Annotated in this window: 17 protein-coding genes, 1 tRNA gene and 1 pseudogene; 18 read left to right on the plus strand and 1 reads right to left on the minus strand. The window is 63.6% G+C overall.

Translation table 11 applies throughout. The annotated features are described in order from the left end of the window. The first annotated feature begins 159 nt into the window (after positions 1-159). The 16 genes and pseudogenes from ACAD63_RS01285 to rpsJ all read left to right on the plus strand — a co-directional run bounded on the left by ACAD63_RS01285 (position 160) and on the right by rpsJ (position 20,137). Positions 160-235 (plus strand) — tRNA-Trp (locus tag ACAD63_RS01285). A 59-nt stretch (positions 236-294) separates the two neighbouring features. Next, the gene (gene secE / locus ACAD63_RS01290; RefSeq protein WP_135706079.1) at positions 295-675 is read left to right on the plus strand and encodes a preprotein translocase subunit SecE; all 381 of its coding nucleotides are present in this window, start codon (positions 295-297) and stop codon (positions 673-675) included. A gap of 10 nt (positions 676-685) precedes the next feature. Next, positions 686-1,267 carry a transcription termination/antitermination protein NusG gene (nusG, locus tag ACAD63_RS01295; RefSeq protein WP_010810468.1) on the plus strand — a complete coding sequence of 194 codons (582 nt, stop codon included), beginning with the start codon at positions 686-688 and terminating at the stop codon, positions 1,265-1,267. Positions 1,268-1,429: 162 nt separating this feature from the next. Then, positions 1,430-1,861, plus strand: coding sequence for a 50S ribosomal protein L11 (rplK, locus tag ACAD63_RS01300; protein WP_010810467.1), 432 nt, complete (start codon positions 1,430-1,432; stop codon positions 1,859-1,861). Then, the gene (rplA, locus tag ACAD63_RS01305) at positions 1,862-2,557 is read left to right on the plus strand and encodes a 50S ribosomal protein L1 (RefSeq protein ID WP_029049799.1); all 696 of its coding nucleotides are present in this window, start codon (positions 1,862-1,864) and stop codon (positions 2,555-2,557) included. Between the two features lie 407 nt (positions 2,558-2,964). Continuing rightward, the gene (gene rplJ / locus ACAD63_RS01310; RefSeq protein ID WP_115660927.1) at positions 2,965-3,486 is read left to right on the plus strand and encodes a 50S ribosomal protein L10; all 522 of its coding nucleotides are present in this window, start codon (positions 2,965-2,967) and stop codon (positions 3,484-3,486) included. Positions 3,487-3,555: 69 nt separating this feature from the next. Then, complete coding sequence (rplL, locus tag ACAD63_RS01315) at positions 3,556-3,930, plus strand: 50S ribosomal protein L7/L12 (protein WP_010810464.1); 375 nt, start codon at positions 3,556-3,558, stop codon at positions 3,928-3,930. Between the two features lie 428 nt (positions 3,931-4,358). Further along, positions 4,359-8,465 (plus strand): DNA-directed RNA polymerase subunit beta, encoded by a 4,107-nt coding sequence (gene rpoB / locus ACAD63_RS01320; RefSeq protein ID WP_133098469.1) that lies wholly within the window; start codon positions 4,359-4,361, stop codon positions 8,463-8,465. A gap of 115 nt (positions 8,466-8,580) precedes the next feature. Further along, positions 8,581-12,828 carry a DNA-directed RNA polymerase subunit beta' gene (rpoC, locus tag ACAD63_RS01325; RefSeq protein ID WP_135706078.1) on the plus strand — a complete coding sequence of 1,416 codons (4,248 nt, stop codon included), beginning with the start codon at positions 8,581-8,583 and terminating at the stop codon, positions 12,826-12,828. Positions 12,829-13,014: 186 nt separating this feature from the next. Beyond that, the gene (gene recQ, locus ACAD63_RS01330; RefSeq protein WP_135706077.1) at positions 13,015-14,862 is read left to right on the plus strand and encodes a DNA helicase RecQ; all 1,848 of its coding nucleotides are present in this window, start codon (positions 13,015-13,017) and stop codon (positions 14,860-14,862) included. Between the two features lie 337 nt (positions 14,863-15,199). Then, the gene (gene rpsL, locus ACAD63_RS01335; RefSeq protein ID WP_010810460.1) at positions 15,200-15,577 is read left to right on the plus strand and encodes a 30S ribosomal protein S12; all 378 of its coding nucleotides are present in this window, start codon (positions 15,200-15,202) and stop codon (positions 15,575-15,577) included. Positions 15,578-15,805: 228 nt separating this feature from the next. Next, a complete protein-coding gene (gene rpsG / locus ACAD63_RS01340; protein ID WP_010810459.1) occupies positions 15,806-16,276 on the plus strand; it encodes a 30S ribosomal protein S7 in 471 nt (156 codons plus the stop codon). A gap of 117 nt (positions 16,277-16,393) precedes the next feature. Next, positions 16,394-18,502, plus strand: a complete 2,109-nt coding sequence (gene fusA, locus ACAD63_RS01345) for an elongation factor G (RefSeq protein WP_029049804.1) — start codon at positions 16,394-16,396, stop codon at positions 18,500-18,502. A gap of 78 nt (positions 18,503-18,580) precedes the next feature. Further along, positions 18,581-19,673: pseudogene (gene tuf / locus ACAD63_RS01350) on the plus strand (elongation factor Tu). Positions 19,674-19,693: 20 nt separating this feature from the next. Continuing rightward, positions 19,694-19,750 (plus strand): hypothetical protein, encoded by a 57-nt coding sequence (locus ACAD63_RS01355; protein ID WP_434033956.1) that lies wholly within the window; start codon positions 19,694-19,696, stop codon positions 19,748-19,750. 78 nt (positions 19,751-19,828) lie between these two features. Then, positions 19,829-20,137: a 30S ribosomal protein S10 gene (gene rpsJ / locus ACAD63_RS01360; protein ID WP_006160488.1), complete on the plus strand. Its 309-nt coding sequence runs from the start codon at positions 19,829-19,831 to the stop codon at positions 20,135-20,137. Between the two features lie 195 nt (positions 20,138-20,332). On the opposite strand, the gene ACAD63_RS01365 is transcribed toward rpsJ, so the two are convergent. Continuing rightward, entirely contained in the window at positions 20,333-21,343 is a 1,011-nt protein-coding gene (locus ACAD63_RS01365) for an AraC family transcriptional regulator (protein WP_434033336.1), read from the minus strand. Between the two features lie 322 nt (positions 21,344-21,665). On the opposite strand from ACAD63_RS01365, the gene ACAD63_RS01370 reads away from it, so the two are divergent. Further along, positions 21,666-22,895, plus strand: coding sequence for a dienelactone hydrolase family protein (locus ACAD63_RS01370; protein WP_434033337.1), 1,230 nt, complete (start codon positions 21,666-21,668; stop codon positions 22,893-22,895). A gap of 92 nt (positions 22,896-22,987) precedes the next feature. Continuing rightward, positions 22,988-23,776 carry an SDR family oxidoreductase gene (locus ACAD63_RS01375; RefSeq protein WP_133093425.1) on the plus strand — a complete coding sequence of 263 codons (789 nt, stop codon included), beginning with the start codon at positions 22,988-22,990 and terminating at the stop codon, positions 23,774-23,776. The last annotated feature ends 5 nt before the right edge of the window (positions 23,777-23,781 follow it).

The raw sequence follows: 23,781 nt of genomic DNA on the forward strand, positions 1-23,781 counted from the left end.
AGAAGGCCTGCGCTTCGCTATCCGCGAAGGTGGCCGTACCGTCGGCGCCGGCGTCGTGGCAAAGATCCTCGACTAAGTTGTTCGATTGCGAACGCGGCACCAACCGGCCGCGTTCGTTGCCAGAAAGGGTTGGCGCTAGCGTCAGCTCTCAGTAGTTTTAGGGGTATAGCTCAACTGGCAGAGCGTCGGTCTCCAAAACCGAAGGTTGGGGGTTCGATTCCCTCTGCCCCTGCCAAATCAATCAGCCGCGTCGCGAGGAGCAATCGTGACGCGGCTTAGTCTCGTTTGCGAAACATGGCCAATCCCAATGTTGAAACCGTGAACGCCAACAGCGGCAAGTGGATGCTCGGCGTCGCGGTGCTGCTGGTGGTTGCCGGCGTCATCGGTTTCTATGCACTCGCACAGCAACCGTCTTATGTACGTGGCGCTGCGCTGTTCGGCGGTATTGCACTGGGTGTCGTCGTTGCACTGGTGTCGGCACCGGGCAAGGACTTCATTGGGTTCGCCAAGGAATCGTATCGGGAAGTTCGCAAGGTCGTCTGGCCGACGCGCAAGGAAGCCGGACAGATGACGGGCCTGGTGTTTGTCTTCGTCGTAGTGATGGCACTGTTCTTGTGGTCGGCGGACAAGCTCATCGAGTGGGTTGTGTTCTCGCTCGTGCTGGGCTGGAAATAAGAGGTAGCACATGACCGATAACGCTCAGCAGGAAACCACCGCGCCGGAATCGCCTTCGTCGAAGAAGCGCTGGTATGTCGTGCATGCCTACTCCGGCATGGAGAAGAGCGTGCAGCGCGCGCTGCAGGAGCGCATCGAGCGCGCCGAGATGCAGGACAAGTTTGGCCGCATCCTGGTGCCGTCCGAAGAAGTCGTGGAAATCAAGGGCGGCCACAAGTCGGTCACCGAGCGTCGTTTCTTCCCGGGCTACGTGCTGGTGGAAATGGAAATGACCGACGAAACCTGGCACCTGGTGAAGAACACCAGCAAGGTCACTGGTTTCGTGGGCGGCGCACGCAACCGCCCGAGCCCGATTTCGCAGCGCGAAGTCGACAAGATCATGACCCAGATGCAGGAAGGGGTCGAGAAGCCGCGTCCCAAGACGCTGTTCGAAGTGGGCGAAATGGTGCGCGTCAAGGACGGCCCGTTCACCGATTTCAACGGCAACGTGGAAGAAGTGAACTACGAGAAATCGCGCCTGCGCGTCTCGGTCACCATCTTCGGACGTGCAACGCCGGTCGAACTCGAATTCGGCCAGGTCGAGAAGGTTTAAGGAATTTGCCGGTTGTCGGCCGAGAGGGCGGCAACTGGCAACGGCAGTGTCCCAGGGCGTTGCCAAAGAGGAGCGTGAGGCCGTGCCACCGGTGCGGCGACAGCGCGTTACGACTCAACAGGATCGTCTTCCCCGAGTGGAGCGATCCGGATTGGAGTAGAGATGGCCAAGAAGATCATTGGCTTTATCAAGCTGCAGATTCCGGCTGGTAAGGCAAATCCCTCCCCGCCCGTTGGTCCCGCACTGGGTCAGCGTGGTCTGAACATCATGGAGTTCTGCAAGGCGTTCAATGCCCAGACCCAAGGCATGGAGCCTGGTCTGCCGGTGCCGGTGGTGATTACCGCCTTCGCCGACAAGAGCTTCACCTTCGTGATGAAGTCGCCGCCTGCGACCGTGCTGATCAAGAAGGCAGCCGGCATCACCAAGGGTTCGCCGAAGCCCCATACCGACAAGGTTGGCAAGATCACCCGCGCCCAAGCTGAAGAAATCGCCAAGGCCAAGAACGCTGACCTGACCGCCGCCGACCTGGACGCCGCCGTGCGTACCATCGCCGGTTCGGCTCGTTCGATGGGCATCACCGTGGAGGGTCTGTAAATGGCTAAGGTTTCCAAGCGCGTCGCCGCCAACAAGGCGAAGATCGAGCGTACCAAGTTCTACCCGATCGACGAGGCCCTGGGCCTGGTGAAGGGCTGCGCCTCGGCGAAGTTCGACGAGTCGATCGACGTGGCCGTGCAACTGGGTATCGACGCCAAAAAGTCGGACCAGGTGGTTCGTGGTTCCGTGGTGCTGCCCGCCGGTACCGGCAAGTCGGTGCGCGTGGCTGTGTTCGCCCAGGGCGACAAGGCCGAGGCCGCCAAGGCCGCCGGTGCCGATATCGTCGGCATGGAAGATCTGGCCGAGCAAGTCAAGGCTGGCAACCTGAACTTCGACGTCGTGATCGCTTCGCCGGACACGATGCGTATCGTCGGTACGCTGGGCCAGATCCTGGGCCCGCGCGGCCTGATGCCGAACCCGAAGGTCGGTACCGTGACCCCCGACGTGGCCCAGGCCGTGAAGAACGCCAAGGCCGGTCAGGTCCAGTTCCGTGTCGACAAGGCCGGTATCATCCACGCCACCATCGGCCGCCGTTCGTTCGAAGACGCCGCGCTGAAGAGCAACCTGTCGGCGCTGCTGGACGCGCTGGTCAAGGCCAAGCCGGCCACCAGCAAGGGCGTGTACCTGCGCAAGATCGCTGTTTCGTCGACCATGGGCGTCGGCGTGCGTGTCGACCAGGCTACGCTGGCTGCCTGAGCTGACGGCAAATTGCTGACCGGCACCCGATAACACCGGTCGGCAAAAAGAATTGAAGACCCTGGCCAATGGCGAGGGTCGTCTCCGGACCGCAAGGGATGGAGCATGGCTTTGGGCAGCGGTGCTCGCTGGATGCGCAAGCATCGGCAGGCATCGCTGGTTATCAAAGACCGCTGGTGTCCTTGTCCGCGGCAGTGATGCGGAAAGGGCTTAATCGGTCGGAACGTGCGGCAAGGCTTCATGCCTGAGCGACGTCTTCCGGCCAGCCAGCGCAGATGGCGCACCCGAAGGGATTGAAGCAACCGGGCACTGACCCGGGTGATTCGGGCCAATCGGACGCCGTTCGTTTGTGCTGACGTGAAGGCTCCGGTATAGCCGGAGACCCAGCGTCATTTTGGAGCTTAACCGTGCCACTCAATATTGAAGATAAGAAGGCCGTCGTTGCTGAGGTCTCGGCGCAAGTCGCCAAGGCCCAGACCATCGTCGTCGCCGAATATCGCGGCATTGCGGTTGGCGATCTGACCAAGCTGCGTGCTGCCGCTCGCCAGCAAGGCGTGTACCTGCGTGTTCTGAAGAACACGCTGGCTCGCCGTGCCGTCGAAGGTACGCCGTTTGCAGGCCTCGCAGAGCAGATGACCGGTCCGCTGATCTACGGTATTTCCGAAGATGCAGTGGCCTCGGCCAAGGTTCTGAACGACTTCGCCAAGACCAACGACAAGCTGGTCCTGCGCGCCGGGTCGTATGACGGCAAGGTTCTCGACGCTGCCGCCGTGAAGGCGCTGGCCTCGATCCCGACCCGCGACGAACTGATTGCTCAGCTGCTGGGCGTGATGCAGGCACCGGTGTCGGGCTTCGCCCGTCTGCTGGCTGCCCTGGCCGCCAAGAAGGAAGAAGGCGCTCCCGCGGAAGCGGAAGCCGCCGGCGCCTAAGGCAATCCAGGCCGCGCATCGAAAGATCGCATTACCGATACCGAATCAAATCTAGTAGGAGTATTTCAAATGGCAATCACCAAAGACGACATCCTGGAAGCCGTTGGCGCGATGTCCGTGATGGAACTGAACGACCTGGTCAAGGCGTTCGAAGAGAAGTTTGGCGTGTCGGCTGCTGCCATGGCCGTGGCTGCTGCTCCGGGCGCTGGCGGTGCCGCCGCTGCTGAAGAGCAGACCGAGTTCAACGTGATCCTGGCCGAAGTCGGCGCCAACAAGGTTGGCGTGATCAAGGCCGTTCGCGAAATCACCGGTCTGGGCCTGAAGGAAGCCAAGGACCTGGTCGATGGCGCACCGAAGCCCGTCAAGGAAGGCGTGGACAAGGCCGCTGCTGCCGAAGCCAAGAAGAAGCTGGAAGACGCCGGCGCCAAGGTCGACGTCAAGTAATGTTGTACTCGCGTGCCCTTGCGGCACGCGAATGGGGCTGGCAAAGGGAAATTCCCGGCGCCAGCCTTTTTGCGCTTGTGCGATTGTGTTTTAGTCACCACTCGGCACAGCGGCAAAGTTACAAAATGTGATGTTTGCGGGTCCCGGCACCACTTCATTTGCCGGCAACTCAGCAGAGGCCAAACATCAGTGGCACACTAAGTGGTTGCTGCTGATGTTTGTCTTCTGAACCGACTGCAGAAGACAAGTTTGGTCGGGTGTCCCCCGGGCGAGTGCAGGCGTTGCGCTGATGCGACGACCACACCGCCCGCAGCGTGCGGACACCGTCAGCCAGAGGTTGGTAGCGGCCAACCGCCAAATCCCCTCCCAGTCGCTGAACACCTCAGGCGCGGCCAGGTCCAGCCGTCCTGCGATGATTCGGAGATCCCATGGCGTACAGCTTCACCGAAAAGAAGCGCATTCGCAAAAGTTTTGCGAAGCGCGCGACGGTACATCAGGTTCCATTCCTGCTTGCCACTCAGATTGAATCCTACACCCAGTTCTTGCAAGCGGAAACGCCGACCGCGCGTCGCAAGAGCGAAGGCCTCCAGGCCGCATTCAACGCAATCTTCCCGATCTCTTCGCATAACGGGCTCGCCCGTATGGAGTTCGTCTCGTATCACCTGTCCAACCCGCCGTTCGACGTCAAGGAATGTCAGCAGCGTGGCCTGACCTTCCACTCGGCCCTGCGCGCCAAGGTTCGCCTGATCATCAACGATCGCGAGAACCCGGGCAAGGTCAAGGAAGTGAAGGAGCAGGAAGTCTACATGGGTGAGATCCCCCTGATGACTTCCACCGGTTCGTTCGTGATCAACGGCACCGAGCGTGTCATCGTCTCGCAGCTGCACCGCTCGCCGGGCGTGTTCTTCGAGCACGACAAGGGCAAGACCCACAGCTCGGGCAAGCTGCTGTTCTCGGCCCGTATCATCCCCTACCGCGGTTCGTGGCTGGACTTCGAGTTCGACCCGAAGGACATCCTGTACTTCCGCGTCGACCGCCGCCGCAAGATGCCGGTGACGATCCTGCTGAAGTCGATCGGCCTGACCCCGGAACAGATCCTCGCGCACTTCTTCGTGTTCGACAACTTCACGCTGCAGTCGGAAGGCGCGCAGCTGGAGTTCGTGCCCGAGCGCCTGCGCGGTGAAGTCGCGCGCTTCGACATCGCCGACAAGAACGGCCGCGTGGTGGTCGAGAAGGACAAGCGGATCAACGCCAAGCATATCCGCGACCTGGACTCGGCCGGCACCAAGCTGATCAGCGTGCCGGAAGACTACCTGCTGGGCCGCGTGCTGGCCAAGAACATCATCGACCCGGATACCGGCGAGGTGATTGCCAACGCCAACGACGAGCTGACCGAAACGCTGCTGGAAAACCTGCGCGAAGCCGGTGTCAAGCAGATCCAGACCCTGTACACCAACGATCTGGACCAGGGCCCGTACATGTCGCAGACCCTGCGCGTGGACGAGACCGCCGACCAGACCGCTGCGCGTATCGCGATCTACCGCATGATGCGCCCGGGCGAGCCGCCGACCGAAGAAGCCGTGGAAGCGCTGTTCCAGCGCCTGTTCTACAGCGAAGAGTCGTACGACCTGTCGCGCGTTGGCCGCATGAAGGTCAACAGCCGCCTGGGCCGCCCCAGCGGTGAAGGCGCCATGGTGCTGCAGGACGAGGACATCCTCGAGACCATCAAGATCCTGGTCAACCTGCGCAACGGCAAGGGCGAGGTCGATGACATCGACCACCTGGGCAACCGTCGCGTGCGTTGCGTCGGCGAACTGGCCGAAAACCAGTTCCGCGCCGGCCTGTCGCGTGTGGAGCGCGCCGTCAAGGAACGTCTGGGCCAGGCCGAGACCGAGAACCTGATGCCGCACGACCTGATCAACTCGAAGCCGATCTCGTCGGCGATCCGCGAGTTCTTCGGTTCGTCGCAGCTGTCACAGTTCATGGACCAGACCAACCCGCTGTCCGAGATCACGCACAAGCGCCGTGTCTCCGCACTGGGCCCGGGCGGTCTGACCCGCGAGCGCGCAGGCTTTGAAGTCCGCGACGTGCACCCGACCCACTACGGCCGCGTGTGCCCGATCGAAACGCCGGAAGGTCCGAACATTGGCCTGATCAACTCGCTGGCACTTTACGCGCGCCTGAACGAGTATGGCTTCCTGGAAACCCCGTACCGCAAGGTCGAGAACAGCAAGCTGACCGACCAGGTCGACTACCTGTCCGCGATCGAGGAAGGCAAGTACGTGGTGGCGCAGGCCAACGCGACCGTCGACGCCGACGGCAACCTGACCGACGAACTGGTGTCGGCGCGCGAAGGCTCCGAGCGTGAAACCCGTATGGTGACGCCGGACCGCGTGCAGTACATCGACGTGGCGCCGTCGCAGATCGTGTCGGCCGCAGCCTCGCTGGTGCCGTTCCTGGAACACGATGACGCGAACCGTGCACTGATGGGCGCGAACATGCAGCGTCAGGCCGTGCCTTGCCTGCGTCCGGACAAGCCGCTGGTCGGCACCGGCATCGAGCGCACCGTTGCGGTCGACTCGGGTACGGCCGTGCAGGCGATGCGTGGCGGCGTGGTCGACTACGTCGACGCGATGCGTATCGTGATCCGCGTGAACGACGACGAAGCCGTGGCCGGTGAAGTCGGCGTGGACATCTACAACCTGATCAAGTACACGCGCTCGAACCAGAACACCAACATCAACCAGCGTCCGATGGTGAAGGTCGGCGACCACGTTGCCCGCGGCGACGTGATTGCCGACGGCGCCTCGACCGACCTGGGCGAGCTGGCACTGGGCCAGAACATGCTGGTGGCGTTCATGCCGTGGAACGGCTACAACTTCGAGGATTCGATCCTGATCTCGGAGCGTGTGGTGGCCGAAGACCGCTATACCTCGATCCACATCGAGGAATTGTCGGTCGTTGCCCGCGACACCAAGCTGGGACCCGAGGAAATCACGCGCGATATCTCGAACCTGGCCGAAGCCCAGCTGGCTCGCCTGGACGAGTCGGGCATCACCTACATCGGCGCCGAGGTTGAAGCCGGCGACGTGCTGGTGGGCAAGGTCACGCCGAAGGGCGAGACCCAGCTGACCCCGGAAGAGAAGCTGCTGCGCGCGATCTTCGGCGAGAAGGCATCGGACGTGAAGGACACCTCGCTGCGCGTGCCGTCGGGCATGAGCGGCATCGTGATCGACGTCCAGGTCTTCACCCGCGAAGGCGTGACCCGCGACAAGCGCGCCCAGTCGATCATCGACGACGAGCTGAAGCGCTACCGCCTGGACCTGAACGACCAGCTGCGTATCGTGGAAGGCGATGCCTTCCAGCGTCTGGAGCGCCTGCTGATCGACAAGACCGTCAACGGCGGTCCGAAGAAGCTGGCCAAGGGCGCCAAGATCACCAAGGAATACCTGGCTGACGTCGACAAGTACCACTGGTTCGACATCCGTCCGGCCGACGAGGAACTGGCTGCCCAGCTGGAAGCCGTCAAGGAAGCCATCGAGCAGAAGCGCCACGAATTCGACCTGGCCTTCGAAGAGAAGCGCAAGAAGCTGACGCAGGGCGACGAACTGCCGCCGGGCGTGATCAAGATGGTCAAGGTCTACCTGGCCGTCAAGCGCCGCCTGCAGCCTGGCGACAAGATGGCAGGCCGTCACGGTAACAAGGGTGTGGTGTCGAAGATCGTCCCGATCGAAGACATGCCGTACATGGCGGACGGTACCCCGGCCGACATCGTGCTGAACCCGCTGGGCGTGCCGTCGCGGATGAACGTGGGCCAGATCCTGGAAACCCACCTGGGCTGGGCCGCGCGCGGCCTGGGCCAGCGCATCGGCGACATGCTCAAGGCCTCGGCCAAGGCGCAGGAACTGCGCACGCTGCTCTCGCAGATCTACAACGAGAGCGGCAAGCCGGAAGACCTGGACAGCCTGAGCGACGCCGAAGTGCTGGAACTGGCGCACAACCTGAAGAAGGGCGTGCCGTTCGCGACGCCGGTGTTCGACGGTGCGCACGAGAAGGAAATCAAGCGCATGCTCGACCTGGCCTACCCGGACGAGATCGCCGCCGAGAAGGGCCTGACGGCTTCCAAGCAGCAGGTCACGCTGCACGACGGCCGCACCGGCGAAGCGTTCGAGCGTCCGGTCACGCTGGGTGTGATGCACATGCTGAAGCTGCACCACCTGGTCGACGACAAGATGCACGCACGTTCCACCGGCCCGTACTCGCTGGTGACGCAGCAGCCGCTGGGCGGTAAGGCCCAGTTCGGTGGCCAGCGTTTCGGTGAGATGGAAGTGTGGGCACTGGAAGCCTACGGCGCGTCCTACGTGCTGCAGGAAATGCTGACGGTCAAGTCCGATGACGTGAACGGCCGTACCAAGGTGTACGAGAACATCGTCAAGGGCGAGCACTCGATCGATGCCGGCATGCCGGAATCGTTCAACGTGCTGGTGAAGGAAATTCGCTCGCTGGGTATCGACATCGACCTCGATCGCTACTGATCGAGACGATGCGGGTGCCAGCCACGGCGGGCACCCACCAGCGCAGGATTTCCCACAGGATTGAATGCCGCGGCACCGGACAGACTCCGGAGCGGCGGCGAAACAAGGAGTTGCAATGAAAGCATTGCTCGATCTCTTTAAGCAGGTACAGCAGGAAGAGCAGTTCGACGCGATCAAGATCGGCCTGGCCTCGCCCGAGAAGATCCGTTCGTGGTCGTACGGCGAAGTGAAGAAGCCGGAAACGATCAACTACCGTACGTTCAAGCCGGAACGCGACGGCTTGTTCTGCGCCAAGATCTTTGGCCCGATCAAGGACTACGAGTGCCTGTGCGGCAAGTACAAGCGCCTGAAGCACCGCGGCGTGATCTGCGAGAAGTGCGGCGTTGAAGTGACGCTGGCCAAGGTGCGCCGCGAGCGCATGGGCCACATCGAACTGGCCGCGCCGACCGCGCACATCTGGTTCCTGAAGTCGCTGCCGTCGCGCCTGGGCATGGTCCTGGACATGACGCTGCGCGACATCGAGCGCGTACTGTACTTCGAAGCATTCGTGGTGCTCGAGCCCGGCATGACCCCGCTCAAGAAGAGCCAGATCATGTCGGAAGACGACTACCTGGCGAAGTGCGACGAGTACGGCGAGGGCGAGTTCGTCGCCATGATGGGTGCCGAGGGCATCCGTGAACTGCTGCGCGGCATCGACATCGAGAAGCAGATCGAACAGATCCGCGCCGAGCTGCAGGCCACCGGTTCCGAAGCCAAGATCAAGAAATTCGCCAAGCGCCTGAAGGTGCTCGAGGCCTTCCAGCGTTCGGGCATCAAGCCCGAGTGGATGATCCTCGAAGTGCTGCCGGTGCTGCCGCCCGAGCTGCGTCCGCTGGTGCCGCTGGACGGCGGCCGCTTCGCGACCTCGGACCTGAACGACCTGTATCGCCGCGTCATCAACCGTAACAACCGCCTGAAGCGCCTGCTGGAGCTGAAGGCGCCTGAGATCATCGTGCGCAACGAAAAGCGCATGCTGCAGGAAGCGGTTGACTCGCTGCTGGACAACGGCCGTCGCGGCAAGGCGATGACCGGCGCCAACAAGCGTCCGCTGAAGTCCCTGGCCGAAATGATCAAGGGCAAGGGCGGCCGTTTCCGTCAGAACCTGCTGGGCAAGCGCGTCGACTACTCGGGCCGTTCGGTCATCGTGGTGGGCCCGACGCTCAAGCTGCACCAGTGCGGCCTGCCCAAGCTGATGGCGCTCGAGCTGTTCAAGCCCTTCATCTTCCACAAGCTGGAAACGATGGGCATCGCCACCACCATCAAGGCGGCGAAGAAGGAAGTCGAAAGCCAGACCCCGGTGGTGTGGGACATCCTCGAAGAGGTGATCCGCGAGCACCCGGTGATGCTGAACCGTGCGCCGACGCTGCACCGCCTGGGTATCCAGGCGTTCGAGCCGGTGCTGATCGAAGGCAAGGCCATCCAGCTGCACCCGCTGGTCTGCGCGGCGTTCAACGCTGACTTCGACGGTGACCAGATGGCTGTCCACGTCCCGCTGTCGCTGGAAGCGCAGATGGAAGCCCGCACCCTGATGCTGGCCTCCAACAACGTGCTGTTCCCGGCCAACGGCGACCCGTCGATCGTGCCGTCGCAAGACGTGGTGCTGGGTCTGTACTACACGACCCGCGACAAGATCAACGGCCGCGGCGAGGGCATGACCTTTGCCGACATCAGCGAAGTGATCCGCGCCTACGAGAACAAGGAAGTCGAGCTGGCTTCCCGCGTGAACGTGCGTATCACCGAGTATGAGCTTGTCGACAAGGACGCCGAAGGCGACGCCCGTTTCGCACCCAAGATCACGCTGCAGGCCACCACGGTCGGCCGCGCGATCCTGTCCGAGATCCTGCCGAAGGGCCTGCCGTTCTCGGTGCTGAACAAGCCGCTCAAGAAGAAGGAAATCTCGCGCCTGATCAACACGGCGTTCCGCAAGTGCGGCCTGCGCGAGACCGTGATCTTCGCCGACAAGCTGCTGCAGTCGGGCTTCCGCCTGGCAACCCGCGCCGGTATCTCAATCGCGATCGACGACATGCTGGTGCCGCCCGCCAAGGAGAAGATCATCGCCGAGGCCTCGGCCAAGGTGAAGGAATACGACAAGCAGTACATGTCGGGTCTGGTGACCGACCAGGAACGCTACAACAACGTCGTGGACATCTGGGGCGCCGCCGGCGACCAGGTGGGCAAGGCGATGATGGAGCAACTCCAGCACGAAGACGTGGTCGACCGCGATGGCAAGACCGTGAAGCAAGAGTCGTTCAACTCCATCTACATGATGGCCGACTCGGGCGCACGGGGTTCCGCGGCGCAGATCCGCCAGCTGGCCGGTATGCGTGGCCTGATGGCCAAGCCGGATGGCTCGATCATTGAAACGCCGATTACGGCGAACTTCCGTGAAGGCCTGAACGTTCTGCAGTACTTCATCTCGACCCACGGTGCCCGTAAGGGTCTGGCGGATACGGCACTGAAGACCGCGAACTCGGGTTACCTGACCCGTCGTCTGGTCGACGTGACCCAGGATCTGGTCGTGGTGGAAGACGATTGCGGCACCTCCAACGGCGTGGCCATGAAGGCCCTGGTCGAAGGCGGTGAAGTGATCGAAGCCCTGCGCGACCGTATCCTCGGCCGTGTGACCGTGGCCGACGTGGTGAACCCGGAAACCCAGGAAACCGCGATCGAATCCGGCACGCTGCTGGACGAAGACCTGGTCGAGCTGATCGACAACATCGGCGTGGACGAAGTCAAGGTCCGCACCCCGCTGTCGTGCGACACGCGCTACGGCCTGTGCGCCAAGTGCTACGGCCGCGACCTCGGCCGCGGCGTGATGGTGAACTCCGGCGAAGCGGTTGGCGTGATTGCCGCCCAGTCGATCGGTGAGCCGGGCACGCAGCTGACCATGCGTACGTTCCACATCGGTGGTGCGGCATCGCGTGCGGCGGTGGCATCGAGCGTGGAAGCGAAGGCAACCGGTACCGTGCGTTTCACGGCGACCATGCGCTACGTCACCAATGCGAAGGGCGAACTGATCGTCATCTCGCGTTCGGGCGAGGCGCTGATCACCGACGACCACGGCCGCGAGCGCGAGCGCCACAAGATCCCGTACGGCGCCACGCTGCTGGTGCAGGACGGCCAGGCCATCAAGGCTGGCACGCAGCTGGCCACGTGGGATGCACTGACTCGCCCGATCGTCTCGGAATACACCGGTACGACGAAGTTCGAGAACGTCGAAGAAGGCGTGACCGTCGCCAAGCAGATGGACGAAGTGACCGGCCTGTCGACCCTGGTGGTGATCGACGCCAAGCGCCGCACGGCTGCAACCAAGGGCATCCGCCCGCAGGTGAAGCTGCTCGACGCCAACGGCCAGGAAGTGAAGATCCCGGGCACGGACCACTCCGTGACCATCGGCTTCCAGGTCGGCGCGCTGATTACCGTGAAGGACGGCCAGCAGGTGCACGTGGGTGAAGTGCTCGCACGTATCCCGACCGAATCGCAGAAGACCCGCGACATTACCGGTGGTCTGCCGCGTGTGGCCGAGCTGTTCGAAGCGCGTTCGCCGAAGGACGCCGCCGTGCTGGCGGAAGTCACGGGCACGACCTCGTTCGGCAAGGACACCAAGGGCAAGCAGCGCCTGGTCATCACTGACCTGGACGGCAATGCCCACGAGTTCCTGATCGCTAAGGAAAAGCAGGTGCTGGTGCACGACGGCCAGGTGGTGAACAAGGGCGAAATGATCGTGGAAGGTCCGGCGGACCCGCACGACATCCTGCGCCTGAAGGGCATCGAAGAGCTGGCGCACTACATCGTGGACGAAGTGCAGGACGTGTACCGTCTGCAGGGCGTGAAGATCAACGACAAGCACATCGAGGTGATCGTTCGCCAGATGCTGCGTCGTGTGCAGATCGCCGATGTGGGCGACACCAAGTTCATCCCGGGTGAACAGGTGGAGCGCTCGGAACTGCTCGACGAGAACGACCGCGTGATCGCCGAAGGCAAGCGTCCGGCAACCTACGAGAACCTGCTGCTGGGTATTACCAAGGCGTCGCTGTCGACCGACAGCTTCATCTCGGCGGCATCGTTCCAGGAAACCACGCGCGTACTGACCGAAGCCGCGATCATGGGCAAGACCGATGACCTGCGTGGTCTGAAGGAAAACGTGATCGTGGGTCGTCTGATCCCGGCCGGTACCGGCCTGGCCTACCACCGTGCCCGCAAGGCGCGCGAGGCCTCCGAGCGCGAACGCGCCCAGGCGATCGCCGAAGAAGAGCAGTCGCTCTTCATCGAGCCGCCGCCGGTGGTGCAGGCGACGACCGAGGGTGAAGGCGACAACGCCTGATCTCGCAGTAGTGAATGCCCGCCGCAAGGCGGTCAAAAAGCCCGGCTGATCCAGCCGGGCTTTTTTTTATCCGCGCGTGGCGTGACCTTTCGTGAGAATCGTCGGAGAGTTTGCCCGCGAGGCGCGGTAGCCGGGTCCCTTAGTGGTAAGGTTACGGCTTTTCCGGCTTCAGCAATTCCGCAGTCCATGTCGCAAGCACTGGCGATCCTCAAGGATGTCTTCGGCTACCACGCCTTCCGCGGGCGCCAGGCCGAGATCATCGACCACGTTGCCGAAGGCGGCGACAGCCTGGTGCTGATGCCGACCGGCGGCGGCAAGTCGCTGTGCTACCAGATTCCGGCACTGCTGCGCCAGCGCTCAGGGCAGGGCGTCGGCATCGTGGTATCGCCGCTGATCGCGCTGATGCAGGACCAGGTCGCGGCGCTGACCGAAGCCGGCGTGCGCGCCGCGGTACTGAATTCGACGCTGACCGGTTCGGAAGCGTCCGCCGTCGAGCGCGACCTGCTCGCCGGCAGGGTGGAGATCCTCTACGTCGCACCCGAGCGGCTGATGACGCCGCGCTTCCTCGACCTGCTCGAGCGTACCCGCGTCGGGCTGTTCGCCATCGACGAGGCGCATTGCGTATCGCAGTGGGGCCACGATTTCCGGCCGGAGTACATCCAGCTGTCGGTGCTGCACGAACGCTTCCCGTACGTGCCGCGCATCGCGCTGACCGCGACCGCCGACGCGCTGACGCGCAACGAGATCATCGAGCGGCTGGCGCTGGACGACGCCCGCGTTTTCATCTCCAGCTTCGACCGGCCGAATATCCGCTACCGCATCGTCGAGAAGGACAATGCGCGCCAGCAGTTGCTGGCCTTTATCAAGGCCGAGCACACCGCCGCCGACGGCACACACGACAGCGGCATCGTCTACTGCCTGTCACGCAAGAAGGTGGAAGACACCGCGGCGTGGCTGGAAGGGCAGGGCATCAACGCGCTGCCTTACCATGCCGGCATGGACCCCGGCACGCGCCAGCGCCACCAGGCACGCTTCCGCGAAGAAGAAGGGCTGGTGATGGTGGCCACCATTGCCTTCGGCATGGGGATCGACAAGCCGGACGTCCGCTTCGTCGCTCACCTTGACCTGCCCAAGAGCATGGAAGGCTACTACCAGGAGACGGGACGCGCCGGGCGCGACGGATTGCCCGCCAATGCCTGGATGGCCTACGGCCTGGGCGACGTGGTGCAGCAGAAGCGCATGATCGACGAGTCGGAGGCGGACGAGGCGTTCAAGCGCGTGTCGTCGGCCAAGCTCGATGCGCTGCTGGGTTTGTGCGAAACCGCCGGCTGCCGGCGCCAGCGCATCCTCGCGTACTTCGACGAAGCCAGCGAGCCCTGTGGCAACTGCGACACCTGCCTGGAGCCGCCGGCCACCTGGGACGGCACGCGCGAGGCGCAGATGGCGCTGTCTTGCGTGTACCGCACCGCGCAGGCAAGCCGCATCCACTTTGGTGCGACCCACCTGGTCGACGTGCTGCGCGGCAATGCCTCGGAAAAGATCAAGCAGTGGGGCCATGACAAGGTATCGACCTTCGGCATCGGCAAGGACCGATCGGTGCATGAATGGCACACGGTCTTCCGCCAGCTGATCGCCCAGGGTCTGCTGATGATCGACCATGGCGGTCACGGCGCGCTGCTGCTGGGCGAACGCGCGCGCGAGGTGCTCAGGGGCGAGCGCCAGATCATCCTGCGACGCCAGGCTGCCAAGCCGGCCAAGTCCGGCGAGCGCGCGGCGCGCGGCAACCGCATCGACCATACCGCGGACATGGACGCCGATACGCTGGCCAACTGGGAGGCGCTGCGCCGCTGGCGCACCGAGGCCGCGCGCGAGCACGGCGTGCCGGCCTACGTGATTTTCCACGACGCCACGCTGGCCGAACTGGCGCGCACGGCGCCGGACTCGCTGTCGGCGATGCAGGGCATTCCCGGGATTGGTGCATCCAAGCTGGAGCGCTACGGGCAGGGCATCCTCGACACCCTGCGCGGGGTCTAGCCGGCGCTGCTTGTCAGCCGGGTATACGGCTTGACGGTATACGATTCCCCTGCTAGAGTGCCAGATTCGAGTTTTTGGCTTTGGATTTCGCTCGCCCGTCGGATATGTGGCTTTCATGCCGCTGCCGGCAAGCCTTCCGGACCGGTTTTGATGGACCGGTGGCGGCAGATGCGGGATCCGGATGCCGGCTCGCGCTCTTTGGCATGCTGTTACCGCACAGTCCCGTCTCCAGAGCGCGTCCGCTCATCTCTCCCGCCCAAAAACTTGTAGTTGCCTCTCCATCCTGGTTCATGCCGGTGCGAGGGGCGTTTTTCGTAAAACCAAGCTGGATTGAACAATGCCAACTATCAACCAACTGGTTCGCAAGCCGCGCGTCTCTGAAGTCGTCAAGAGCAAGAGCCCGGCGCTTGAGAACTGCCCCCAGCGCCGTGGTGTGTGCACCCGTGTGTACACCACGACGCCGAAGAAGCCGAACTCGGCACTGCGTAAGGTCGCCAAGGTGCGCCTGACCAACGGTTTCGAAGTCATTTCGTACATCGGCGGTGAAGGCCACAACCTGCAGGAACACTCGGTCGTGCTGATCCGCGGCGGCCGTGTGAAGGATCTGCCGGGTGTGCGTTACCACATCGTCCGTGGCTCGCTGGACCTGCAAGGCGTGAAGGACCGCAAGCAGGCCCGTTCGAAGTACGGCGCGAAGCGTCCGAAGGCGGCCTAAGCTTAGGGTGCCTGGGTCCGAAAGACCCACAGCAGCAACAACCGATAGCCTGTGGCGCAAGTCATGGTGCTGTCACCAGGCGGCGGTACAACGGAGCGCCCTTTTGGCAACCGTGCCGTCGAGTAAGTGGTCACCCGGCGAATTTGCTGTCTATTGCATGCAAGCTAGTTGGTGGCCGGAGAGCGGAAACAACTGACCGCGCTCTCAACTGAATCTAAAGGAAAGAAGATGCCACGTCGTCGTGAAGTCCCCAAGCGGGATGTTCTGCCTGATCCGAAGTTCGGCAACGTTGAAGTTGCCAAGTTTATGAACGTGCTGATGCTGGACGGCAAGAAGTCGGTTGCCGAACGTATCGTCTATGGCGCGTTCGACCAGATCGAAAAGAAGGCAGGCAAGGCCCCCATCGAAGTGTTCTCCGTTGCCATCAACAACGTGAAGCCGGTGGTGGAAGTGAAGAGCCGTCGCGTGGGCGGCGCCAACTATCAGGTTCCGGTCGAAGTCCGTCCGTCGCGTCGTCTGGCATTGGCGATGCGTTGGCTGCGCGAGGCCGCGAAGAAACGCAGCGAGAAGTCGATGGCGCTGCGCCTGGCAGGTGAGCTGCTGGAAGCATCGGAAGGCCGTGGCGGCGCGATGAAGAAGCGCGACGAAGTGCACCGCATGGCCGAAGCCAACAAGGCGTTCTCGCACTTCCGCTTCTAAAGCGCGCGAAAACACTGTTGGTTGCCGGGCGGGCTGTGTTTTCACACATCTCGCCCGTTTGTGTTAAGGGCGCAGGTCATGAGATCTCTGCGCCTCATGGACGAATAGAGGATTAAAGTGGCTCGTAAGACTCCTATTGAGCGCTACCGTAACATCGGTATTTCGGCTCACATTGACGCGGGTAAAACCACCACGACCGAGCGGATCCTGTTCTACACCGGTGTGAACCACAAGATCGGTGAAGTGCATGATGGCGCGGCCACCATGGACTGGATGGAGCAGGAGCAGGAGCGCGGCATCACCATCACGTCTGCTGCGACCACCGCCTTCTGGAAGGGCATGGGCGGCAACTACCCCGAGCACCGCTTCAACATCATCGACACCCCGGGCCACGTGGACTTCACCATCGAGGTGGAGCGTTCCATGCGCGTGCTGGACGGCGCCTGCATGGTCTACTGCGCAGTGGGTGGCGTGCAGCCGCAGTCGGAAACCGTCTGGCGTCAGGCCAACAAGTACAAGGTGCCGCGTCTGGCGTTCGTCAACAAGATGGACCGTACCGGCGCGAACTTCTTCAAGGTCTACGACCAGCTGAAGACCCGCCTGAAGGCCAACCCGGTGCCCGTCGTGGTACCGATCGGCGCTGAAGACGGCTTCCAGGGCGTCGTCGATCTGCTGGAAATGAAGGCGATCGTTTGGGACGAAGCCAGCCAGGGCGTGAAGTTCGAATACCAGGACATCCCGGCCGAGCTGCAAGCCACCGCTGACGAATGGCGCGAGAAGATGGTCGAATCCGCCGCCGAAGCCAGCGAAGAGCTGATGGAAAAGTACCTGGGCGGCGAAGAGCTGACCCGCGCCGAGATCGTCAAGGCGCTGCGTGACCGTACCATCGCCTGCGAAATCCAGCCGATGCTGTGCGGCACCGCGTTCAAGAACAAGGGCGTGCAGCGCATGCTCGACGCCGTGATCGACTTCCTGCCGTCGCCGGTCGACATTCCGCCGGTTACGGGCACGGACGAGGACGACAGCGAGAAGAAGCTCGAGCGCAAGGCTGACGACAACGAAAAGTTCTCGGCACTGGCGTTCAAGATCATGACCGACCCGTTCGTTGGCCAGCTGATCTTCTTCCGCGTCTACTCGGGCAAGATCAATTCGGGCGACACCGTGTACAACCCGGTCAAGAGCAAGAAGGAACGCCTCGGCCGTATTCTGCAGATGCATGCCAACCAGCGCGAAGAAATCAAGGAAGTGCTGGCCGGCGACATCGCCGCTGCAGTGGGCCTGAAGGACGCCACCACGGGCGACACGCTGTGCGATCCGGCTGCACCGATCGTGCTCGAGCGCATGGTGTTCCCGGAGCCGGTGATCTCGCAGGCCGTCGAGCCGAAGACCAAGGCTGACCAGGAAAAGATGGGCATCGCCCTGAACCGCCTGGCCGCCGAAGATCCGTCGTTCCGCGTGCGTACCGATGAAGAATCGGGCCAGACCATCATTTCGGGCATGGGCGAGCTCCACCTCGAAATTCTGGTCGACCGCATGAAGCGCGAATTCGGCGTGGAAGCCAACATCGGCGCGCCGCAGGTGGCCTACCGCGAAACCATTCGCAAGACGGCCGAAGGCGTCGAGGGCAAGTTCGTCAAGCAGTCGGGCGGCCGCGGCCAGTACGGTCACGCCGTGATCACGCTGGAACCGCAAGAGCCGGGCAAGGGCTTCGAGTTCATCGACGCCATCAAGGGCGGTGTGATTCCTCGTGAATACATCCCGGCGGTCGAGAAGGGTATCGTCGACACGCTGCCGAACGGTATCCTGGCTGGCTTCCCGGTGGTGGACGTGAAGGTGACGCTGACGTTCGGTTCGTACCACGACGTGGACTCGAACGAAAACGCGTTCCGCATGGCCGGCTCGATGGCTTTCAAGGAAGCCATGCGCAAGGCCAGCCCGGTCCTGCTCGAGCCGATGATGGCCGTGGAAGTGGAAACGCCGGAAGACTACACGGGTACCGTGATGGGCGACCTGTCGTCCCGCCGCGGCATCGTGCAGGGCATGGACGACATGGTGGGTGGCGGCAAGATCATCAAGGCCGAAGTCCCGCTGTCGGAAATGTTTGGTTATTCCACGTCGCTGCGCTCGGCCACGCAAGGCCGCGCCACGTACACCATGGAATTCAAGCACTACGCTGAGGCACCGAAGAACATCGCCGAAGCCGTGATGACGGCCAAGGGCAAGTAATTCGAAGTTTGCCGCCGCGCCTGCCGGTGCGGCGGCGCGATGAAACAACAAGACTGCATTCCTATCAGGAGCTAAGAAATGGCAAAGGAAAAGTTCGAGCGGACCAAGCCGCACGTGAACGTTGGTACGATTGGTCACGTTGACCATGGCAAGACGCGGTATTACCATCAATACCGCCCACGTCGAGTACGAGACGGCCAACCGCCACTACGCGCACGTTGACTGCCCGGGCCACGCCGACTACGTGAAGAACATGATCACGGGTGCCGCCCAGATGGACGGCGCGATCCTGGTGTGCTCGGCCGCTGACGGCCCGATGCCGCAGACGCGCGAGCACATCCTGCTGGCCCGTCAGGTTGGCGTGCCGTACATCATCGTGTTCCTGAACAAGTGCGACATGGTGGACGACGCTGAACTGCTCGAGCTGGTCGAGATGGAAGTTCGCGAGCTGCTGAGCAAGTACGAGTTCCCCGGCGACGACACCCCGATCATCAAGGGTTCGGCCAAGCTGGCCCTGGAAGGCGACAAGGGCGACCTGGGCGAAGAAGCCATCATGCGCCTGGCCGACGCGCTGGACACCTACATCCCGACGCCGGAGCGTGCCGTTGACGGTACCTTCCTGATGCCGGTGGAAGACGTGTTCTCGATCTCGGGTCGCGGCACCGTGGTGACCGGCCGTATCGAGCGCGGCATCATCAAGGTCGGCGAAGAAATCGAAATCGTCGGTATCCGCCCGACCGTGAAGACCACCTGCACCGGCGTGGAAATGTTCCGCAAGCTGCTGGACCAGGGCCAGGCTGGCGACAACGTCGGTCTGCTGCTGCGCGGCACCAAGCGTGAAGACGTCGAGCGCGGCCAGGTGCTGTGCAAGCCGGGTTCGATCAAGCCGCACACGCACTTCACCGGCGAGGTGTACATCCTGTCGAAGGACGAAGGCGGCCGTCACACCCCGTTCTTCAACAACTACCGCCCGCAGTTCTACTTCCGTACGACCGACGTGACCGGCTCGATCGAGCTGCCGAAGGACAAGGAAATGGTCATGCCGGGTGACAACGTGTCGATCACCGTCAAGCTGATCGCCCCGATCGCCATGGAAGAAGGCCTGCGCTTCGCTATCCGCGAAGGTGGCCGTACCGTCGGCGCCGGCGTCGTGGCAAAGATCCTCGACTAAGAGAAGGCCTGCGCTTCGCTATCCGCGAAGGTGGCCGTACCGTCGGCGCCGGCGTCGTGGCAAAGATCCTCGACTAAGCACTTCCTGGGACATGCCTGCGGGCATGTCCCCATTTAACTGGGCACCTTGCCCAATCGCTCTTTTAAGGAAATATCATGCAGAACCAGAAGATCCGTATCCGCCTGAAGGCTTTCGACTATCGCCTGATCGACCAGTCGGCTGCCGAAATCGTGGATACCGCCAAGCGTACCGGCGCAATCGTCAAGGGCCCGGTGCCCCTGCCGACCCGCATCCAGCGCTTCGACATCCTGCGTTCGCCGCACGTCAACAAGACCAGCCGCGATCAGTTCGAGATCCGCACTCACCAGCGCCTGATGGACATCGTCGATCCGACCGACAAGACGGTTGACGCGCTGATGAAGCTCGACCTGCCGGCCGGCGTGGACGTCGAGATCAAGGTGTAAAGATGCTTTTGGCCGCGTTGGTGGCCTGATGCAGCAAAAACGGCGAACCGCAGGGTTCGCCGTTTTTGTTGGCTGACAAGTTTGAATCGCCGATTGTTTGCTCCCCTCTCCCACTTCGCGGGAGAGGGGAGCCTCTACCAGGGGCGTTGGCTTGCGTTCAGCGCGTGGTGCACGTATGCCGGTACAGATCGGACGTCAACCCGCCCCACGCCGCCGCAGCGTCTGCGCCGGACATTCACCGAATGCCCGCCGATATTCGGCGCTGAAGCGCCCCAGATGCGCAAAACCCCAGCGCAATGCCGCGGCGCTGACCGATGCCACCGATGCATCGTTCAGCAGGTCGTGCCGCACCCGCTCAAGCCGCACGGTGCGCAGGTAGGCCATCGGCCCAGTACCGCGATGCTCGCGAAAGCCGGCAAACAGGCTGCGCACACTGACGCCGGCCACCTCCGCCAGCAAGGCCGGGTTCAACGCCGCATCAGCGTTGGCATGAATGTACTCCTCCACCACCTTGACATGGCGCGGCGCCAGCGGCTTGCCGTGCTCGCGCAGCGCGTCCGACAGGCTATGCGGCTGTGCGGTCAGCAGCGTACCGATCACCAGTTGCTCGAGCTGGCAGGCGGTGAGGGGATGCCGGGCCGATTCCGGGGCCGCCTCGAGCATCGCGGCGAGGTAGCGCATCAGCTCGTACCAGGCGCCGGTGCGCCACGCCATGCCAAGCGCAAAGCGCAGCGCGCGCTCGGGACGCCGGCCCAGGTGGGCGGCGCAGATCCGGTCGAGCGCGCTGCGCTCGATGCGCACGATCAGCTGGTCGCTGTCCGCGCTCCAGCGCATCGCGAGCGCGTCGGCCGGCGTCAGCACCGAGGCGCTGTCCGGCGTGGACAGGATGTGCTGGTCGCCACAGCGGATATCGGCCTGGCCCGACAGCGGCATCTGCACCAGCAGGAAGTCGCCCAGCGGACCGGGATCGATGGTGACGTCGGCGCCGTACGCCAACCGGTTGAACGACACCGCGCCCAGCGGGGCATGGTGCATGCGCGCCTGCAGCCGGGTACCACGCACTTCCAGCCGATGCGGCTTGAACACGCGGCCGACGGCTGCGCGCGTCTCGGCTACGTCGGTCGAGGCAAACACGCACCGCGCGGGGTCGCCGAGCAGGGCGCGCACCAACGGTCCGGCGGCCGTGGCGGCGGGGGGCAGCTGCATTGTCTCGCTCCTCTGGCGTGGACCGCGGTGCTGCCGGGCAGGCTGGGCCTGGCGCCGTGCGCGCCGCATGGTCAGGGACCGGGCCGGCGGTCGAAGTCCGCCCGGCAAACGGTTTCCCACGCGATCCACTATAGCGGATGGGCCCCGGCCGCCGTGTGCCGCCGGCGCCACAGCGTTGACCGGGTCGGCAGTTTCCTGCACTAATCGGATAGCCGCTGCGCCCAGCGGCTAGTTTGCTGCGGTGCGGAGCCACCATGATGGATTCCAGCACGGCAGCCGCCCACCAGGTACCGTAAAGCGAAAACGACAAGGAGAGCAGGCCATGGGCCAGACCATCCAGATCCAGACCCCAGAAGGCAGTTTCAGCGGTTATCTCGCCGTCCCGGCGGCAGGCAAGGGCCCGGGCATCGTGCTGTGCCAGGAGATTTTCGGCGTCAACGCCACCATGCGCCAGGTTGCCGACTACTACGCCGAAGAGGGCTACACGGTGCTGGTGCCCGACCTGTTCTGGCGCATCGCCCCGGGCATCGAGCTGATTGATCGCGGCGAAGACTTCCAGCGCGCGCTCGGCCTGTACCAGCAGTTCGACGAGGCCAGGGGCGTGCAGGATGTGGGCGCGGCCCTGGACGCGCTGCGCGCCCGCCCGGAATGCGCCGGCCAGACCTGCGTGCTGGGCTTCTGCCTGGGCGGCAAGCTGGCCTACCTGGCGGCTTGCCGGCTGCCGGACGTGGCTTGCGCAGTGGCCTACTATGGCGTCGGCATCGAGCATGCGCTGGCCGAGGCCGCCAATGTGCGCGGCCGCCTGGTGCTGCATATCGCGGAGAAGGACGGCTTCTGCCCGCCGAAGGCACAGGCCGCGATCCGCGAAGCGCTGGCCGGGCGCGACCACATCGAGGTCTATGTCTACCCGGGCGTCGACCATGCCTTCGCGCGCGTGGGCGGCGAGCATTTCGACAAGCCCTCCGCGCTGATGGCGCACCAGCGCGCGATTGCCGCGCTGCGCCGCGAGATGGGGCCGCACTACGATTTCTCCACGCTGTGGGACAAGCACTGCGAATATGAATTCGCCACGCGCGACGTGGATGCCACCATGGCGACGATGGTGCCGCAGCCCTACGTGAACCATATCCCGACCATGACCGGCGGCGTCGGCTACGCGCAGCTGCGGCGCTTCTACCAGAACCACTTTGTCCACAGCAATCCACCGGATACCACGCTGATTCCGCTGTCGCGAACGATCGGCACCACGCAGATCGTCGATGAACTGCTGTTCTGCTTCACGCATACCTGCGAGATCGACTGGATGCTGCCGGGCGTGCCGCCCACCGGCAAGCGCGTGGAGATCCCGCTGGTCGCCATCGTCAAGTTCCGCGGCGACAAGCTCTATCACGAGCATATCTACTGGGACCAGGCCAGCGTGCTGGTGCAGATCGGCAAGCTCGACCCGGCGGGTCTGCCGGTGGCGGGCGTGGAGACCGCGCGCAAGCTGCTGGATGAAACCTTGCCGTCGAACACGCTGATGGCGCGCTGGCAGGAGAGCGAGGGTAAGTAGCGAGCGCAAGTAGCGAGCACAACAACGATCCGGAGCGGGCCCGCAGAGGCCTGCCCGGAACACGGACACGGATGGCAAACAAGGAGACAACCATGAAGGGATTGCAGGACAAGGTGGCCATCGTCACCGGCGGCGCCACTCTGATCGGCGCTGGCGTGGCGCGGGCCTTCGTCGAGGCTGGTGCGCGCGTGGCGATCTTTGATATCGACGCCGCCAACGGTGAGCGCGTTGCCGCGGAGCTGGGCAAGGACGCGCTTTTTATCGCGGCCGATATCACGCAGGACGAACAGGTCCGCGATGCCGTGGGCCAGGTCGCGCAGCGCTTCGGCGGCGTGGACTTCCTGGTCAACCTGGCCTGCACCTATCTCGACGACGGCTTCCGCTCCAGCCGTGCCGACTGGCTGGCGGCGCTCGACGTCAACGTCGTGTCCGGCGTGATGCTGGCGCAGGCGGTGGCGCCGCTGATGCGCGCGCGCGGCGGTGGCGCCATCGTCAATTTCACCAGCATCTCGGCCAATGTCGCGCAGACCGGGCGCTGGCTATATCCGGTATCCAAGGCGGCCATCGCGCAGCTGACGCGCAATATGGCGATGGATCTGGCGCCCGACCGCATCCGCGTGAATTCGGTGTCGCCGGGCTGGACATGGTGCCGGCTGATGGACGAGGTCAGCGGCGGCAACCGCGCCCGTACCGATGCCGTCGCCGCGCCATTCCACCTGCTGGGCCGCGTGGGCGAGCCCGACGAGGTCGCGCAGGTGGTGCTGTTCCTGTGCTCTGACCATGCCAGCTTCGTCACCGGCGCGGATTACGCCGTCGACGGTGGCTACAGTGCGATGGGCCCGGAGCAGAACGTCCCGGCAATCGGCAAGCTGGCCGGCTGACGCCA

The sequence above is a fragment of the Cupriavidus sp. a3 genome (assembly GCF_051015765.1).
In the GTDB taxonomy this organism is placed as follows: domain Bacteria; phylum Pseudomonadota; class Gammaproteobacteria; order Burkholderiales; family Burkholderiaceae; genus Cupriavidus; species Cupriavidus oxalaticus_A.